16 protein-coding genes are annotated in these 17,484 nt (G+C 60.8%); 12 read left to right on the top strand and 4 right to left on the bottom strand.

The annotated features are described in order from the left end of the window. Window positions 1-79: 79 nt before the first annotated feature. Window positions 80-2,656 (bottom strand): ATP-dependent chaperone ClpB, encoded by a 2,577-nt coding sequence (gene clpB / locus IPP88_20180; GenBank protein MBL0124934.1) that lies wholly within the window; start codon window positions 2,654-2,656, stop codon window positions 80-82. 85 nt (window positions 2,657-2,741) lie between these two features. On the opposite strand from clpB, the gene nadC reads away from it, so the two are divergent. The 5 genes from nadC to IPP88_20155 all read left to right on the top strand — a co-directional run bounded on the left by nadC (window position 2,742) and on the right by IPP88_20155 (window position 9,135). Next, the gene (gene nadC / locus IPP88_20175) at window positions 2,742-3,617 is read left to right on the top strand and encodes a carboxylating nicotinate-nucleotide diphosphorylase (protein MBL0124933.1); all 876 of its coding nucleotides are present in this window, start codon (window positions 2,742-2,744) and stop codon (window positions 3,615-3,617) included. Window positions 3,618-3,676: 59 nt separating this feature from the next. After that, complete coding sequence (locus tag IPP88_20170) at window positions 3,677-4,447, top strand: VacJ family lipoprotein (protein MBL0124932.1); 771 nt, start codon at window positions 3,677-3,679, stop codon at window positions 4,445-4,447. Window positions 4,448-4,452: 5 nt separating this feature from the next. Next, on the top strand, window positions 4,453-4,686 hold the full coding sequence (locus IPP88_20165; protein MBL0124931.1) for a hypothetical protein: 234 nt from the start codon (window positions 4,453-4,455) through the stop codon (window positions 4,684-4,686). A 115-nt stretch (window positions 4,687-4,801) separates the two neighbouring features. Then, entirely contained in the window at window positions 4,802-7,210 is a 2,409-nt protein-coding gene (locus IPP88_20160) for a fibronectin type III domain-containing protein (protein MBL0124930.1), read from the top strand. A gap of 500 nt (window positions 7,211-7,710) precedes the next feature. Continuing rightward, the gene (locus IPP88_20155; GenBank protein MBL0124929.1) at window positions 7,711-9,135 is read left to right on the top strand and encodes a chromosome condensation regulator RCC1; all 1,425 of its coding nucleotides are present in this window, start codon (window positions 7,711-7,713) and stop codon (window positions 9,133-9,135) included. Window positions 9,136-10,433: 1,298 nt separating this feature from the next. Here the strand turns inward: IPP88_20155 and IPP88_20150 are convergent. After that, window positions 10,434-10,598 carry a hypothetical protein gene (locus IPP88_20150; GenBank protein MBL0124928.1) on the bottom strand — a complete coding sequence of 55 codons (165 nt, stop codon included), beginning with the start codon at window positions 10,596-10,598 and terminating at the stop codon, window positions 10,434-10,436. A 177-nt stretch (window positions 10,599-10,775) separates the two neighbouring features. Then, window positions 10,776-10,964 carry a hypothetical protein gene (locus IPP88_20145; GenBank protein MBL0124927.1) on the bottom strand — a complete coding sequence of 63 codons (189 nt, stop codon included), beginning with the start codon at window positions 10,962-10,964 and terminating at the stop codon, window positions 10,776-10,778. A 20-nt stretch (window positions 10,965-10,984) separates the two neighbouring features. On the opposite strand from IPP88_20145, the gene IPP88_20140 reads away from it, so the two are divergent. The 3 genes from IPP88_20140 to IPP88_20130 all read left to right on the top strand — a co-directional run bounded on the left by IPP88_20140 (window position 10,985) and on the right by IPP88_20130 (window position 14,200). Continuing rightward, on the top strand, window positions 10,985-12,688 hold the full coding sequence (locus tag IPP88_20140; protein MBL0124926.1) for a fibronectin type III domain-containing protein: 1,704 nt from the start codon (window positions 10,985-10,987) through the stop codon (window positions 12,686-12,688). After that, entirely contained in the window at window positions 12,594-13,190 is a 597-nt protein-coding gene (locus tag IPP88_20135) for a hypothetical protein (protein ID MBL0124925.1), read from the top strand. Before IPP88_20140 ends, IPP88_20135 begins: the two co-directional genes overlap by 95 nt. Window positions 13,191-13,258: 68 nt before the next feature. Beyond that, on the top strand, window positions 13,259-14,200 hold the full coding sequence (locus IPP88_20130; GenBank protein MBL0124924.1) for a hypothetical protein: 942 nt from the start codon (window positions 13,259-13,261) through the stop codon (window positions 14,198-14,200). 149 nt (window positions 14,201-14,349) lie between these two features. Here IPP88_20130 and IPP88_20125 read toward each other — a convergent pair whose 3' ends face one another. Next, complete coding sequence (locus IPP88_20125; GenBank protein MBL0124923.1) at window positions 14,350-14,487, bottom strand: hypothetical protein; 138 nt, start codon at window positions 14,485-14,487, stop codon at window positions 14,350-14,352. 147 nt (window positions 14,488-14,634) lie between these two features. Between IPP88_20125 and IPP88_20120 the strand changes: the two genes are divergently transcribed. The 4 genes from IPP88_20120 to IPP88_20105 are packed head-to-tail and all read left to right on the top strand — an operon-like array spanning window position 14,635 to window position 17,474. Beyond that, a complete protein-coding gene (locus IPP88_20120; GenBank protein MBL0124922.1) occupies window positions 14,635-15,876 on the top strand; it encodes a hypothetical protein in 1,242 nt (413 codons plus the stop codon). Then, window positions 15,842-16,102 carry a hypothetical protein gene (locus IPP88_20115; GenBank protein ID MBL0124921.1) on the top strand — a complete coding sequence of 87 codons (261 nt, stop codon included), beginning with the start codon at window positions 15,842-15,844 and terminating at the stop codon, window positions 16,100-16,102. The genes IPP88_20120 and IPP88_20115 overlap by 35 nt, the downstream gene beginning before the upstream one ends. Beyond that, window positions 16,099-16,602, top strand: a complete 504-nt coding sequence (locus IPP88_20110) for a hypothetical protein (GenBank protein MBL0124920.1) — start codon at window positions 16,099-16,101, stop codon at window positions 16,600-16,602. The genes IPP88_20115 and IPP88_20110 overlap by 4 nt, the downstream gene beginning before the upstream one ends. Continuing rightward, on the top strand, window positions 16,599-17,474 hold the full coding sequence (locus IPP88_20105; protein MBL0124919.1) for a hypothetical protein: 876 nt from the start codon (window positions 16,599-16,601) through the stop codon (window positions 17,472-17,474). The genes IPP88_20110 and IPP88_20105 overlap by 4 nt, the downstream gene beginning before the upstream one ends. Window positions 17,475-17,484 lie beyond the last annotated feature (10 nt).

The following is a 17,484-nucleotide window of genomic DNA, read 5'->3' as shown; positions in this document are numbered from 1 at the left end:
CCTTTGACTACCCCGAGAAGAACCGGAATTGTTGGAACGCGTCCGGTACCGTCACAACGTGGCAAAAGGTCGCGGCCTTTTACTTCCCAAAGGTAATCACTCCGTTCTTCAATCCGACCATAATCGTATCTTTCGCCGCGAACTTGCCCTCAAGCAGCGCTTTCGATAGGGGATTTTCGATTTCCTGCTGAATTGCGCGCTTCAGTGGCCGCGCACCGTAGACCGGATCGAACCCGGCCTTGGCAATTTCGGCGACTGCTTCGTCGCTGATCTTGAGGCCGATTTCCATCGCGGCCAGGCGCTTTTCGAGGCGCAATAGCTGGATTTTCGCAATCGCGGCGATCTGTTCTTCGCCAAGCGAATGGAACACCACGATTTCATCGATGCGGTTGACGAACTCCGGGCGGAAATGCGACTTGACCTCGCCCATCACTGCAAGCTTGATCACGCCGTAATCGGAACCGGCCATCGCCTGGATTTCCTGTGAACCTAGGTTGGAGGTCATGACGATGACCGTATTCTTGAAATCCACCGTGCGACCCTGGCCATCGGTCATGCGACCGTCGTCGAGCACTTGCAGCAGGACATTGAACACGTCCGGATGTGCCTTCTCAACTTCGTCGAACAGGATCACCGCATACGGTTTGCGGCGCACGGCCTCGGTGAGGTAACCGCCTTCGTCGTAGCCCACGTAGCCGGGCGGCGCACCGATCAGGCGGGCGACCGAGTGTTTCTCCATGAATTCGCTCATATCGATGCGAATCAGATGATCCTCTGAATCGAACATGAATTCGGCCAGCGCTTTGCACAATTCGGTCTTGCCGACACCTGTCGGGCCGAGGAAGAGGAAGGACCCATACGGACGATTCGGGTCGCCCAGGCCGGCCCGCGAGCGACGAATGGCGTCCGAGACGAGTCGCACAGCTTCGTTCTGGCCGACCACGCGCTTGTGCAGGTTGTCTTCCATCTTGATGAGTTTTTCGCGTTCGCCCTGCATCATCTTTGACACCGGGATGCCGGTCGCGCGCGAGACCACTTCGGCGATTTCGTCGGCGCCGACCAGCGTGCGAACCAGCCTGGTTTTGGTCGCCTTGCCTTCGGATTTCTCAGCTTGCTTCAATTGCGACTCAAGTTGCGGCAGCTTGCCGTATTGCAATTCGGCAAGCCTGTCGAACTGGCCTTTGCGCTGGAGGTCCACCATCTGCGCGCGGATTTTCTCGATTTCCTCGCGGATATGCTGTGTGCCCTGCACCTGCGCCTTTTCGGCCTTCCAGATTTCTTCCAGATCCGAATACTCTTTTTCCAGGCGGCGGATTTCATCCTCGATCAGGCTGAATCGCTTTTTCGACGCCTCGTCCTTTTCCTTCTTCACCGCTTCGCGTTCGATTTTGAGCTGGATCAGGCGCCGGTCGAGTTTGTCCATCACTTCCGGCTTGGAATCGATTTCCATGCGGATGCGCGCGGCGGCTTCGTCGATCAGGTCGATCGCCTTGTCCGGCAGGAAACGGTCGGTGACGTAACGGTTCGATAATTCTGCCGCGGCGATGATGGCCGGATCGGTGATGTCGACGCCGTGGTGCAGTTCATAACGTTCCTTCAGGCCGCGCAGGATGGCGATGGTGTCCTCGACGCTAGGCTCGCCCACCAGTACCTTCTGGAAACGGCGCTCCAGCGCGGCATCCTTCTCCACGTACTTGCGGTATTCATCGAGCGTGGTGGCGCCGATGCAATGCAGTTCGCCGCGCGCAAGAGCCGGCTTCAGCATGTTGCCGGCATCCATCGCGCCTTCGGCCTTGCCCGCGCCGACCATGGTGTGCAGTTCATCGATGAAGACAATGGTCTGGCCGGCATCCTGTTCGAGTTCCTTCAGCACGGCCTTGAGGCGCTCTTCGAATTCACCGCGATATTTGGCGCCTGCCAGCAATATCGCCATGTCGAGCGACAGCACGCGTTTGTTCTTGAGCGATTCAGGCACTTCGCCATTAACGATGCGTTGCGCCAGACCTTCGACGATGGCGGTCTTGCCGACGCCGGGCTCACCGATCAGCACGGGGTTGTTCTTGGTGCGGCGCTGCAATACCTGGATCGCGCGGCGAATCTCATCATCGCGGCCGATGACCGGGTCGAGCTTGCCGTTGCGGGCGCGCTCGGTGAGATCCACGGTGTATTTCTTCAGCGCCTCGCGCTGACCTTCGGCTTCCTGGCTCGATACGCCTTCGGTTCCGCGCACCGCGAGGATGGCCGCTTCCAGCGCCTGCTTGTTGGCGCCGAGTTCCTTGAAGATCCGACCGGTGTCGCCCTTGTCGCTGAGTAGCGCAAGCAGGAAAAGCTCGCTCGCAATGAATTCATCGCCGCGTTTGGTGGCTTCTTTGTCCGTGAGGTTTAGCAAGTTCGAGAGCTCGCGCGAGACGGTGATCTCACCGCCCTGCCCTTCGATCTTTGGTAACTGATGGACGATTTTTTCCAACGCGCTCTTCAATCGCGGTGTGGCCACGCCCGCGCGTCCGAGTAGCGAGGCCGTGCCGCCATCTTCCTGGCCGATCAGCGCGAGCAGCAAATGCGCGGGTTCGATGTAGCCGTTGTCGTTGGCCAATGCGGCGCTTTGCGCGTCCGACAGTGCCTGCTGAAATTTAGTGGTGAGTTTGTCGATTCTCATGGGTAAGGCCTAAAATGAGTTCAGTGAAGTGAATCCGTTAACCTGAACATAAGGCCATGTCCCTTGCTTTCAAGGGGTTATTACTATGTCTGACAAAAAGCACGATTTGGAAGAAGCCATTACGGAAGATGTAAGCCGCGCCATGCGCGAGGATGTGGGAAGCGGCGATCTGACCGCATTGCTGATTGCCGACTCCGCTCGCGGCCATGCGCGCGTGATGGCGCGTGAAGGCGGCGTGATTGCGGGCATTGAATGGTTTCAGCGATGCTTCGATGAACTCGATCCCGAATGCGAAATATTCTGGCACGTCGAGGATGGGAAACATGTGGCGGCCGGCGTGCAGTTTTGCGAGATTACCGGCAATGCGCGCGCCATGCTCACAGCCGAGCGGACGGCGTTGAATTTCCTGCAAACCCTTTCAGCGGTAGCCACCAAGACGCACCGATTCGTCGATGCTGTCGCAGGCACCAAAGCGAAAATCTTTGATACGCGCAAAACTCTTCCCGGGCTGCGCCGTGCGCAAAAATACGCAGTGCGCGCGGGCGGCGGATACAACCATCGTATCGGACTCTACGATGGCATTCTCATCAAGGAAAACCACATCATGGCGTCTGGCGGGATCGAACCGGCGCTAAAGGCCGCGCACGCCCTGGTGCAACACCAGGCGCCGCGCGATACCATGATCGAAATCGAAGTGGAGACGCTCGAACAATTGCGCGAGGCGCTCGACTGCGGCGCCAAACTGATCTTGATCGACAACATGACGACAGCGCAAATGAAGGACGCGGTGAAAATTGTCGCTGCCTCGGGACTGAGCGACGTGGAACTGGAAGCGTCCGGTGGGGTCACACTGCAGACAGTGCGCGCCATTGCGGAAACAGGTGTTGATCGTATCTCGGTCGGCGGTCTGACCAAGGATGTCAAGGCACTTGATCTGTCGCTTCGATTCAGTATGCACTGACAAATGCAAGTTTTATCCGTAATTTGTGCAATTCTAGAATAGCAACCGACCAAAAAATCATGAACCCAAGAATTGCGCTGATCATCACATCTCTGACTGCACTGGCACTATCTGGTTGTGCATCCACCAATGCGCCGAAAGCCGATCCGCTCGAAGGAATGAATCGCGCGACATTTGCGTTCAACGATACCGTCGATGCCGCCGTGCTCAAGCCGGTCGCAAAAGGGTATCAGGCGATTACGCCGCAATTCCTGCGTTCCGGCGTGAATAATCTGTTTACCAACGTCGGCGATGTTGCGGGTGCTGTCAATAGCCTGCTGCAAGGCAAGCCCACGCAAGCCGCGTCCAACGCCGGGCGGTTTCTGGTTAACTCGACGCTGGGCATCCTTGGCCTGTTTGACGTTGCCACGCCGATGGGGCTGGAGAAATACAATGAAGATTTCGGGCAAACACTTGGGACATGGGGTGTTGGCACCGGGCCATATCTGGTGATTCCATTCATGGGTCCATCAACGCTGCGAGATGTTTCGGGCCGCGGCGTCGATTCCTACCTCGGCTGGGCACGTCAGGTCGATCACATCCCGACTCGCAATAGCGCTTATGGCGTTGAGATCATCGATGTGCGCGCCAATCTCCTCGGCGCCGGCCAGGCGCTGGAAGAAGCCGCGCTCGATAAATATCAATTCCTGCGAGATGCGTATCTGCAGCGGCGATTGCGCGCGGTGTACGACGGCAAGGCGCCGCAGGAAAAACTCGATCAGCTCGAAGAAAATCTGGAGCCACCCAGATCCGCGGCACCGGCAAAGTCTGAACCATCCACCAAGAAGTAAGCGGGATGCTGGACGCCAGCCTGATCGCCATCATCGGGATTTTTTGCGCCATCATGTTTGGCGTGCTGGGTTTCTGCCTTCGTGAGCGCAAGAGTGCGCGCGCCAATCGCACGAACAACATCGAACGCGACCATGCGCAAGATACCCGGGTCGCCATTGTGCTATTCGGCGCGATCATTGCTGGTGCGGTGTTGGCGCTGATTACGATGTATCTGGTGTTTTTCAGGCAGTGGGAATAATGCGGTTACTGGGAGTACGTGGGCAAACGCTAGCACTGGCGGGGGTTGTGGCAAGATTATGGCTGAAACGCCGCGCCAGATATAGAGTTTGAAATATTATCCATCGCGAGAGCCAATGCGACTCGATCTTCGTTCTCACCTTGCGGCGGTTTTGCTCGCGTCATTCGCAGCAACCGCCCGTGCCGCGCCGCCGATGATTGGAGGCTGTCAGGTATTCCCGGCCAACAATTACTGGAACACGCCGGTTGATCAGTTGCCGCTGCACCCAAGTTCGACGGTCTGGCAGAACAACATGCGCACCAAGAGCAACACCAATTCCAATCCCGCGACCTTGTGGCCGGACTGGGGCAACGTGCTCGCGGACAACTACGGCATTCCATTCATCACCTCCGCGAATGCGCCGCCTGCGACAATTACGTTTGAGGTCCCTGAAGAGAGCGACGACAACCCGTACCTTATTCCCGCCAACGCGCCAGTCGAGGGCGGCGCCGGAAGTGGCGGCGACATGCATGTCCTCGCCATCGATACGGCGGGGTGCAAACTTTACGAGCTGTACTCCGCGACGCAGACTTCCAGCACGACCTGGAACGCATTTTCGGGTGCGATCTTTCCGCTGAATTCCAATGCATTGCGCCCTGAACCATGGACCTCCGCGGATGCTGCCGGCTTTGCGGTGATGCCGGGATTGGTGCGCTGGGACGAAGTTGCCGCGGGCGAAATCAATCACGCCATCCGTTTCACCGCACAGAACATTTGGGGATCGATAGCGGGCGGCAGCCACAAATATCTTTGGCCTGCACGTCACTGGTCTGGCGGGAGCACTAATTCGAACTTTCCCCCGATGGGCGCACGTTTTCGCCTGCGGGCTTCGTTCGATATTGCGGGATACGATCCGCGAACCCAGGTGATTTTGCGCGCCATGAAAAAGTACGGGTTGGTGCTCGCCGATGGCGGCAGCAACTGGTTCTTTTCGGGCACGTCCGACACCAACTGGCCGGACATCGTTCTCAGCCAGCTCAAGTCGATTGTGGTAAGTCCGGCTGTGCCGGGAAGCAATCCGGTGGTTTACGACCATAAGTTCGAGGTCGTCGACACGGGACTGCTTCAAATGGATCCGAATAGCGCGCAGGCCGTGCAGGTCCCAGGCGCACCCACCGGCATCACGGTCACGCCGGGTAATGGGCAGGCAACATTTGCTTTCACCGCGCCGCCGGATGGTGGCAAACCAATTGTCACTTACCGCGCGACGTGCAATCCCGGTGGGAAAATCGGCATGGCGCCGACTTCACCCGTCACGGTCAGCGGCCTCAGCAATGGCACGCCCTACACCTGCTCGATTGCCGCAGCCAACGTAACCGGCGCAGGCCCGGCGTCGGCGACAATCAGCGTCACGCCGGTACAAGCGGTGCTTTTTGCCGAGCCGCCGAACGTTGATTTTGGGCCAAGCCGCATCTCAACCGCCAGCGCGACGCGAACAATTACCGTGACCAATGCCGGTAGCGGCAATACATCGGCGCTCGGCGAAAATATGACTGGCGCCAATGTGGGCTCTTTTTCCCGAACCTCCGATTGCGACGGCGCATCGCTTGGCGCGGGCACGCATTGCACGATAGCGGTCACATTTAATCCGCCGACAACCGGTGCACATACCGCTTCTCTTACCCTGAGCGGCGCGACGACGAGCCCGATTACGATTCCGCTTTCCGGCATTGGCATTAATGTTCCGGGCGCACCGGTAATTGGTAGCGCGGTCGCCGGCAGCGGCAAGGCATGGATATTCTTTGCTGCTCCCGCTGCCGACGGAGGATCGCCGATCACGTCCTACAAATCGAACTGCGCACCCGGAATTGCGACGGCGAACGCAACTTTCCCGCCGATACTTGTTACCGGTCTCAATGACGGCACTCCCTACACGTGTTCCGTGACCGCAACCAATGACGCCGGGGACGGCGTGCCTTCCGCGGACGTCACCGTCACCCCTTCTGCAACGCCCGCGCTGGGATTGATCGGTGTGCAATCCCGAAAGTCTCACGCAGGCGTCGCGGATTTCGACGTGCCTATCAACAGCACCGTGCCGATCGACGGCCCTGTTTCGATGGAACCGCGCATCATCGGCGCCGGACATCGCATCGTCTTCCAGTTCAACCGACCGATTACCGATCCTGGCACCGCTGGCGCATTCAACGCGGCCTCATCGCTTCTGGGTACGGTGTACGCGGCAAAATCGGGCAATGACGTGGTCGTCACACTAACGGGAATCACAGACAATCAACGCGTACGCGTGACGCTGACCAATGTCAATGGCGCTGGCGCGGGCGGAAGTGCGACGGCATCGCTGGGATTCCTGGTGGGAGACGTGAACGGCACAGGCAAAGTGAACGCCAGCGATATCAGTGCGGTAAAGGCACATGTCGGTCAAGTGGCATCTGGCAGCAATTTCCAGTTCGATCTTGATGCCAACGGAAGTGTGACGCCGCGGGACGTTTCTGCGGTAAAAGCCAGATCCGGACTCGTATTGCCTTGATTGCCACCGCACAGGCAAGAAACCCAGCCTGGGCGCGGCTTTCCGACCACAATGTCGCCAACAGCCCCGCCAGTGCTTGCGTTTCTCTTTCCCCAACAATGCTTTTTCGGCGCGCCACAGTATTTGAAAAACTGTGCGCCACGTCACAGCACAGCCGCCGAGTCCCATGCATAGTCCGTCGAATAGAGTAAACGTGCATTCGTCTGCACGGGTAATACGGCATTCGGGTAGCATGGCAGGCCGGACACTTCAGGTTGTATAAACATGGCCCCGGCAAGAGAACCATACGACAAACAGCACGATAGAAAGTCCGCTATGCACGCTGCGCACCGTGCGCAAAATTCATTCACGTCCGTAAAAACTCGTTGCGCGTGGGAAATTGCGCCGTCTCGCACGAGTTTTGCGCAAGCGCCGACATGCACCTTGTCAAGATTTGGCAAAGGCAAACCTTTTGGTCGCATGTCACGTTGCTAGTTGCGCTAGCACTGGCAATGGCGCTCATGTCGACGGCCTCCTTTGTTCATGCACAACTTATTACCGCGGGCGGTGCGCACAATTGTGCCTCGACCGCGGCGGGTGGCGTAGTTTGCTGGGGCATCAATGCCAATGGCCAGTTGGGCGACGGCACCACCATCGCGCGTTCCACGCCGGCCAACGTTTCAAGCCTTCCCTTCGGCAGCATTGCGCTTGCCGCGGGCGCCTCGCATAGTTGCGCGGTCACCAGCACTGGTGCGGTGAAATGCTGGGGCGGGAACGCGCATGGCCAATTGGGTGATAACTCGATCATTCAAAGTCCTGTCCCGGTCGACGTTTCCGGTTTGTCCGGCATAACTAGAGTCATCGCGGGTGGAGACAGTTCCGGACAATCCTTCAGTTGTGCATTGAGTACCACAGGCGGCGTGCAGTGCTGGGGAAGCAACAATGACGGGCAACTTGGCAACGGCACAATCGCAGAGGCACATACTCCCGCGCCAGTATCGGGCCTAGGATCAGGCGTAACTGCCCTCTCGGCGGGCTATGCCCACGCCTGCGCAGTCAACGCTGGCGCTGCCGTTTGTTGGGGCGCGAATTACGGCCTTCAATTAGGCGATGGCTCTACTGCTAATTTTCAAATTGCACCAGTATCAGTGACAGGGCTGACATCGGGAGTTGCGTCCGTCGCGGCAGGCTCAGACCATAGTTGCGCGCTGTTGACAACGGGTGGCGTGAAGTGCTGGGGTGACAACGCTTATGGCGCGATTGGTATTGCCACGTCAGGAACCACCGAGCCGGCGCCAATGGACGTATTTGGACTGAATTCGGGCGTGTCGGCAGTTACCGCAGGCCAGTATCACACCTGTGCCCTGACTGTTGGCGGCGGCGTAAAGTGTTGGGGCCAAAATTCATCCGGACAGATTGGTGACGGCACCAATACGGACCGCAATACGCCCGTGGACGTTATCGCGTCCGGCGTGATCGCCGTAGCTGCCGGGGCGCAGCATACCTGTGCGCTTCTCAGCACCGGCGTAAGCAGCTGCTGGGGAAATAACCCGAACGGACAGATGGGCAATGGTACGTTCGGCGGGCAATCCTATGTGCCGGTGGCGACCCAGTATCCTGCCGCGACCAGTACCGCATTGGTGTCGAATCTGAATCCGTCGCTGTATGGCGAGAACGTTACCTTCACGGCAACAGTCACTGGCGGGCTAAACGGAACGGCGGTGGCTTTCCGGACGGGGAGTGAATATCGCTGGATGCGGTGCGCAGGCTTTGACCGCGGGTGCCGCCGCCTGCACCGTCGGCGTGCTGTTGGTGGGCACGCATTCAATCACGGCGATTTATCAAGGTACGGCAAGCACGCTCGCCAGTACATCTGCCGCACTTGCGCAGACCGTCAACAAAGCGGACCAGACGATCGCCTTCGACGCGCTTCCCAACCGAAATGACAATGACCCACCCTTTGCAGTGGCCGCAACGGCGAGCTCCGGCCTCACGGTGGTGTTCAGTTCCACCACGCCGAGCGTATGCACCGTCTCCGGCAGCACGGTGACGCTGCAGGCGAGTCAGGGAGGCAATGCCTGCACCATCGCGGCAAACGAAGCAGGCAGCACCAACTACAACGCTGCGCCCCAAGCAGCTCAAAGCTTCAATGTGTTGACAACTGTCCAACTGGAGCTGCTTTCCGTTGCTTCGAGGAAAACTCACGGGACCGTGGGCACCTTCGAAATTCCGATCAATTCTTTGACTGCAATTTCGGGTTTGGTTGATGTTGAGCCGCGAGTAATCGCCGCCGGACACACAATTGTTTTTCATTTCAACCTGCCGGTTTCGTCAATTGCTTCAGTCAATGCTGTTGATGCGGCGTCGGCGAGTATCGGGTCTGCATCATCTGCAATTTCCGGAAACGACATTGTCGTGACCCTCACCGGTGTTCCGGATGCCAAGCGAGTCAAGGTGAACCTCATTGGTGTAAACCCGGGCGGTCTTAATTTCTCCGCTTCAATGGGATTTTTCGTTGGGGATGTTTCGAACAATCGGCTCATCAATTCAAGCGATATTGGCTTGATGAAGGGGCGGTCGGGAACGGTGAATAGCGCAACCTTCAGGTACGACATCAACTTGAACGGTCTTATCAATTCGTCTGATATAGGCTTGGCAAAGGGCCGGTCTGGGGCCTTGCCATAATCAATGAGCAATGAGGCGGGGGTACTTTCTTGCTTTCTAAGTTGCCACCTCGCACATCAATAAAACATCGTAAGAATCGGAATGGCGAAATGAAAAAGACTGCACTATTTTTCTTCATGGCAACCGTATGGGTTCTCTTGCGGGAAACGCAAGCGCCACCGTGACAACGTTTTTTCGGCTGGCACCGGTGCACTGCTCCCGTTCCCGGTACAGCCAATTTTCGAGTGGAAGCTCCACCGTCGTTTCGCTATGTGTTACGACAACCTCTGCAGCGACGGAAGGCGTGTGTGGCGCGGTAATTTACCTTCAGGCAGCATCAGGAGAAGGAAATCGCTTTCAGGTCACATTGCGTGCAAAATGGCGCCGCGACCTTAGAAGCGTATGAATCTGCACCAGGTATCCACTGGCCATAAATAATCCAACGTCTTTTTGACTTCGGCGGTGTCCGAAGCGGATCCCCGGTCGCGCCTGCGCCATCTGTGGGTCAACTATTAGCCACATTCACCCTTTCTCCGCAACCCAGTGCAATAAATAGCTCGTACGTATTGGACCTAAGCACCTATTCAACAATCCTTTTGAAACCAACTGGCACGGCCTGCTTCCCTTCGGATCCCGACGTACCAATTTCTGCCAGCCTCACATTGAATCTTGGTATTACGCCGACGATCACAAGTGCGAGTGCGGCAACATTTTCTGTAAATTCGCCACTTAATTTTGCAGTCATTGCTACGGGAGCGCCCACCCCAACTATCTCGCAAACTGGCACGCTACCAACAGGGGTAACCTTCGGCGGCAGCGCTCTGTCCGGAACGCCAGCTTTGGGTACCGTGGGGATCTATTCATTGACCCTCGGGGCGATGAACAGCATTGGCTCGGATAGCCAATCTTTCACACTAACGATTCAAAAGGCCAACCAGGCAATCGCTTTCAACCCCATCGCCGATCGTCTTTTTAGCGCCACCAATCCATTTACGCTTCCGACGCCAACCTCAAATTCCGGCCTGACGGTCGCCCTTTCGTCGACAACCTCAACGGTATGTTCGATATCCGGCCTCAACGTCACGATGCTGACGGCGGGCATCTGCACCATCGCGGCCAATCAAATTGGCGATGCCAACTGGCAATGCGGCCGCAACAGCACCGCAAAGCTTCGTTATTTCCGGCACGGCGCCCGGCGCACCCACAATCGGCACCGCCACTGCTGGCAATACACAAGCGACGGTGACTTTCAGCGCGCCGGGTTCGAATGGAGGTTCAACCATTACCGGTTATACCGCTACATCCAATCCTGGCGGCCTGACAGGAACCTGCACCGCGCCCTGCACGTCTATCAACGTGACAGGATTGACCAATGGCACGAGCTATACCTTTACGGTTACCGCCACCAACAGCGCAGGCCCGGGTACGCCTTCAGCGGCATCTAACAGCGTGATTCCCAAAGCCAATCAGACAATCAGTTTTGGCGCCGCGCCAACGCCTACATATTCGCCTGGTGGAACCTTCAGTGTTTCTGCGACCGCGACATCCGGCCTCGCGGTTGCGTACACAACGCAAACTTCAGGCATTTGTACAGTAGATTTATCCAGTGGGTTGGTAACCATCGTTACAGGTGGGTCATGCACCATCGCTGCGAACCAAGCGGGTAGTTCTATCTTCAATGCAGCCCCCCAAGTTACACAACTCGTTAACATAGCAGCAGCCCCGCAGACCGTCACCTTCGCCCCGGCCTCGCCGGTGACCTTCGGCGTCACGCCGATCACGCTGACCGCGACCGCCTCCAGCGGCCTGACCGCGTTCACCTTTAGCACCAGCAGCGCGGCCAGCATCTGTACGGTGGCCACCAACCAGCTCACCATCGTCGGCGTTGGTACCTGTGTCCTCACCGCCAGCCAGGCCGGCAATGCCAACGTCGCCAGCGCCTCGGCCAACGCCAATGTGGTGATCAATCAGGCCAGTCAGACGGTGACCTTCGCCCCGGCCTCGCCGGTGACCTTCGGCGTCACGCCGATCACGCTGACCGCGACCGCCTCCAGCGGCCTGACCGCGTTCACCTTTAGCACCAGCAGCGCGGCCAGCATCTGTACGGTGGCCACCAACCAGCTCACCATCGTCGGCGTTGGTACCTGTGTCCTCACCGCCAGCCAGGCCGGCAATGCCAACGTCGCCAGCGCCTCGGCCAACGCCAATGTGGTGATCAATCAGGCCAGTCAGACGGTGACCTTCGCCCCGGCCTCGCCGGTGACCTTCGGCGTCACGCCGATCACGCTGACCGCGACCGCCTCCAGCGGCCTGACCGCGTTCACCTTTAGCACCAGCAGCGCGGCCAGCATCTGTACGGTGGCCACCAACCAGCTCACCATCGTCGGCGTTGGTACCTGTGTCCTCACCGCCAGCCAGGCCGGCAATGCCAACGTCGCCAGCGCCTCGGCCAACGCCAATGTGGTGATCAATCAGGCCAGTCAGACGGTGACCTTCGCCCCGGCCTCGCCGGTGACCTTCGGCGTCACGCCGATCACGCTGACCGCGACCGCCTCCAGCGGCCTGACCGCGTTCACCTTTAGCACCAGCAGCGCGGCCAGCATCTGTACGGTGGCCACCAACCAGCTCACCATCGTCGGCGTTGGTACCTGTGTCCTCACCGCCAGCCAGGGCCGGCAATGCCAACGTCGCCAGCGCCTCGGCCAACGCCAATGTGGTGATCAATCAGGCCAGTCAGACGGTGACCTTCGCCCCGGCCTCGCCGGTGACCTTCGGCGTCACGCCGATCACGCTGACCGCGACCGCCTCCAGCGGCCTGACCGCGTTCACCTTTAGCACCAGCAGCGCGGCCAGCATCTGTACGGTGGCCACCAACCAGCTCACCATCGTCGGCGTTGGTACCTGTGTCCTCACCGCCAGCCAGGCCGGCAATGCCAACGTCGCCAGCGCCTCGGCCAACGCCAATGTGGTGATCAATCAGGCCAGTCAGACGGTGACCTTCGCCCCGGCCTCGCCGGTGACCTTCGGCGTCACGCCGATCACGCTGACCGCGACCGCCTCCAGCGGCCTGACCGCGTTCACCTTTAGCACCAGCAGCGCGGCCAGCATCTGTACGGTGGCCACCAACCAGCTCACCATCGTCGGCGTTGGTACCTGTGTCCTCACCGCCAGCCAGGCCGGCAATGCCAACGTCGCCAGCGCCTCGGCCAACGCCAATGGTGATCAATCAGGCCAGTCAGACGGTGACCTTCGCCCCGGCCTCGCCGGTGACCTTCGGCGTCACGCCGATCACGCTGACCGCGACCGCCTCCAGCGGCCTGACCGCGTTCACCTTTAGCACCAGCAGCGCGGCCAGCATCTGTACGGTGGCCACCAACCAGCTCACCATCGTCGGCGTTGGTACCTGTGTCCTCACCGCCAGCCAGGGCCGGCAATGCCAACGTCGCCAGCGCCTCGGCCAACGCCAATGTGGTGATCAATCAGGCCAGTCAGACGGTGACCTTCGCCCCGGCCTCGCCGGTGACCTTCGGCGTCACGCCGATCACGCTGACCGCGACCGCCTCCAGCGGCCTGACCGCGTTCACCTTTAGCACCAGCAGCGCGGCCAGCATCTGTACGGTGGCCACCAACCAGCTCACCATCGTCGGCGTTGGTACCTGTGTCCTCACCGCCAGCCGGGCCGGCAATGCCAACGTCGCCAGCGCCTCGGCCAACGCCAATGTGGTGATCAATCAGGCCAGTCAGACGGTGACCTTCGCCCCGGCCTCGCCGGTGACCTTCGGCGTCACGCCGATCACGCTGACCGCGACCGCCTCCAGCGGCCTGACCGCGTTCACCTTTAGCACCAGCAGCGCGGCCAGCATCTGTACGGTGGCCACCAACCAGCTCACCATCGTCGGCGTTGGTACCTGTGTCCTCACCGCCAGCCAGGCCGGCAATGCCAACGTCGCCAGCGCCTCGGCCAACGCCAATGTGGTGATCAATCAGGCCAGTCAGACGGTGACCTTCGCCCCGGCCTCGCCGGTGACCTTCGGCGTCACGCCGATCACGCTGACCGCGACCGCCTCCAGCGGCCTGACCGCGTTCACCTTTAGCACCAGCAGCGCGGCCAGCATCTGTACGGTGGCCACCAACCAGCTCTACCATCGTCGGCGTTGGTACCTGTGTCCTCCGCCAGCCAAGGCCGGCAATGCCAACGTCGCCAGCGCCTCGGCCAACGCCAATGTGGTGATCAATCAGGCCAGTCAGACGGTGACCTTCGCCCCGGCCTCGCCGGTGACCTTCGGCGTCACGCCGATCACGCTGACCGCGACCGCCTCCCAGCGGCCTGACCGCGTTCACCTTTAGCACCAGCAGCGCGGCCAGCATCTGTACGGTGGCCACCAACCAGCTCACCATCGTCGGCGTTGGTACCTGTGTCCTCACCGCCAGCCAGCCGGCAATGCCAACGTCGCCAGCGCCTCGGCCAACGCCAATGTGGTGATCAATCAGGCCAGTCAGACGGTGACCTTCGCCCTGGCCTCGCCGGTGACCTTCGGCGTCACGCCGATCACGCTGACCGCGACCGCCTCCAGCGGCCTGACCGCGTTCACCTTTAGCACCAGCAGCGCGGCCAGCATCTGTACGGTGGCCACCAACCAGCTCCACCATCGTCGGCGTTGGTACCTGTGTCCTCACCGCCAGCCAGGCCGGCAATGCCAACGTCGCCAGCGCCTCGGCCAACGCCAATGTGGTGATCAATCAGGCCAGTCAGACGGTGACCTTTCGCCCCGGCCTCGCCGGTGACCTTCGGCGTCACGCCGATCACGCTGACCGCGACCGCCTCCAGCGGCCTGACCGCGTTCACCTTTAGCACCAGCAGCGCGGCCAGCATCTGTACGGTGGCCACCAACCAGCTCACCATCGTCGGCGTTGGTACCTGTGTCCTCACCGCCAGCCAGGCCGGCAATGCCAACGTCGCCAGCGCCTCGGCCAACGCCAATGTGGTGATCAATCAGGCCAGTCAGACGGTGACCTTCGCCCCGGCCTCGCCGGTGACCTTCGGCGTCACGCCGATCACGCTGACCGCGACCGCCTCCAGCGGCCTGACCGCGTTCACCTTTAGCACCAGCAGCGCGGCCAGCATCTGTACGGTGGCCACCAACCAGCTCACCATCGTCGGCGTTGGTACCTGTGTCCTCACCGCCAGCCGGGCCGGCAATGCCAACGTCGCCAGCGCCTCGGCCAACGCCAATGTGGTGATCAATCAGGCCAGTCAGACGGTGACCTTCGCCCTGGCCTCGCCGGTGACCTTCGGCGTCGCCCCGATCACCTTGACCGCCACCGCCACCAGCGGCCTGACCGCGTTCACCTTTAGCACCAGCAGCGCGGCCAGCATCTGTACGGTGGCCACCAACCAGCTCACCATCGTCGGCGTTGGTACCTGTGTCCTCACCGCCAGCCAGGCCGGCAATGCCAACGTCGCCAGCGCCTCGGCCAACGCCAATGTGGTGATCAATCAGGCCAGTCAGACGGTGACCTTCGCCCCGGCCTCGCCGGTGACCTTCGGCGTCACGCCGATCACGCTGACCGCGACCGCCTCCAGCGGCCTGACCGCGTTCACCTTTAGCACCAGCAGCGCGGCCAGCATCTGTACGGTGGCCACCAACCAGCTCACCATCGTCGGCGTTGGTACCTGTGTCCTCACCGCCAGCCAGGCCGGCAATGCCAACGTCGCCAGCGCCTCGGCCAACGCCAATGTGGTGATCAATCAGGCCAGTCAGACGGTGACCTTCGCCCCGGCCTCGCCGGTGACCTTCGGCGTCACGCCGATCACGCTGACCGCGACCGCCTCCAGCGGCCTGACCGCGTTCACCTTTAGCACCAGCAGCGCGGCCAGCATCTGTACGGTGGCCACCAACCAGCTCACCATCGTCGGCGTTGGTACCTTGTGCCTCACCGCCAGCCGCCGCAATGCCAACGTCGCCAGCGCCCGGCTCACACCCGCCAATGTGGTGCAACCAATCAGGCCAGTCAGACGGTGACCTTCGCCCGGCCTCGCCGGTGACCTTCGGCGTCACGCCGATCACGCTGACCGCGACCGCCTCCAGCGGCCTGACCGCGTTCACCTTTAGCACCAGCAGCGCGGCCAGCATCTGTACGGTGGCCACCCACCAGCTCACCATCGTCGGCGTTGGTACCTGTGTCCTCACCGCCAGCCGGCCGGCAATGCCAACGTCGCCAGCGCCTCGGCCAACGCCAATGTGGTGATCAATCAGGCCAGTCAGACGGTGACCTTCGCCCCGGCCTCGCCGGTGACCTTCGGCGTCACGCCGATCACGCTGACCGCGACCGCCTCCAGCGGCCTGACCGCGTTCACCTTTAGCACCAGCAGCGCGGCCAGCATCTGTACGGTGGCCACCAACCAGCTCACCATCGTCGGCGTTGGTACCTGTGTCCTCACCGCCAGCCAGGCCGGCAATGCCAACGTCGCCAGCGCCTCGGCCAACGCCAATGTGGTGATCAATCAGGCCAGTCAGACGGTGACCTTCGCCCCGGCCTCGCCGGTGACCTTCGGCGTCACGCCGATCACGCTGACCGCGACCGCCTCCAGCGGCCTGACCGCGTTCACCTTTAGCACCAGCAGCGCGGCCAGCATCTGTACGGTGGCCACCAACCAGCTCACCATCGTCGGCGTTGGTACCTGTGTCCTCACCGCCAGCCGGGCAATGCCAACGTCGCCAGCGCCTCGGCCAACGCCAATGTGGTGATCAATCAGGCCAGTCAGACGGTGACCTTCGCCCCGGCCTCGCCGGTGACCTTCGGCGTCACGCCGATCACGCTGACCGCGACCGCCTCCAGCGGCCTGACCGCGTTCACCTTTAGCACCAGCAGCGCGGCCAGCATCTGTACGGTGGCCACCAACCAGCTCACCATCGTCGGCGTTGGTACCTGTGTCCTCACCGCCAGCCAGGCCGGCAATGCCAACGTCGCCAGCGCCTCGGCCAACGCCAATGTGGTGATCAATCAGGCCAGTCAGACGGTGACCTTCGCCCTGGCCTCGCCGGTGACCTTGCGCGTCACGCCGATCACGCTGACCGCGACCGCCTCCAGCGGCCTGACCGCGTTCACCTTTAGCACCAGCAGCGCGGCCAGCATCTGTACGGTGGCCACCAACCAGCTCACCATCGTCGGCGTTGGTACCTGTGTCCTCACCGCCAGCCAGGCCGGCAATGCCAACGTCGCCAGCGCCTCGGCCAACGCCAATGTGGTGATCAATCAGGCCAGTCAGACGGTGACCTTCGCCCCGGCCTCGCCGGTGACCTTCGGCGTCACGCCGATCACGCTGACCGCGACCGCCTCCAGCGGCCTGACCGCGTTCACCTTTAGCACCAGCAGCGCGGCCAGCATCTGTACGGTGGCCACCAACCAGCTCACCATCGTCGGCGTTGGTACCTGTGTCCTCACCGCCAGCCAGGCCGGCAATGCCAACGTCGCCAGCGCCTCGGCCAACGCCAATGTGGTGATCAATCAGGCCAGTCAGACGGTGACCTTCGCCCCCGGCCTCGCCGGTGACCTTCGGCGTCACGCCGATCACGCTGACCGCGACCGCCTCCAGCGGCCTGACCGCGTTCACCTTTAGCACCAGCAGC

This window comes from Betaproteobacteria bacterium (genome assembly GCA_016720925.1).
Classification (GTDB): domain Bacteria; phylum Pseudomonadota; class Gammaproteobacteria; order Burkholderiales; family Usitatibacteraceae; genus UKL13-2.
This window is presented reverse-complemented; position numbering and strand designations above follow the sequence as displayed.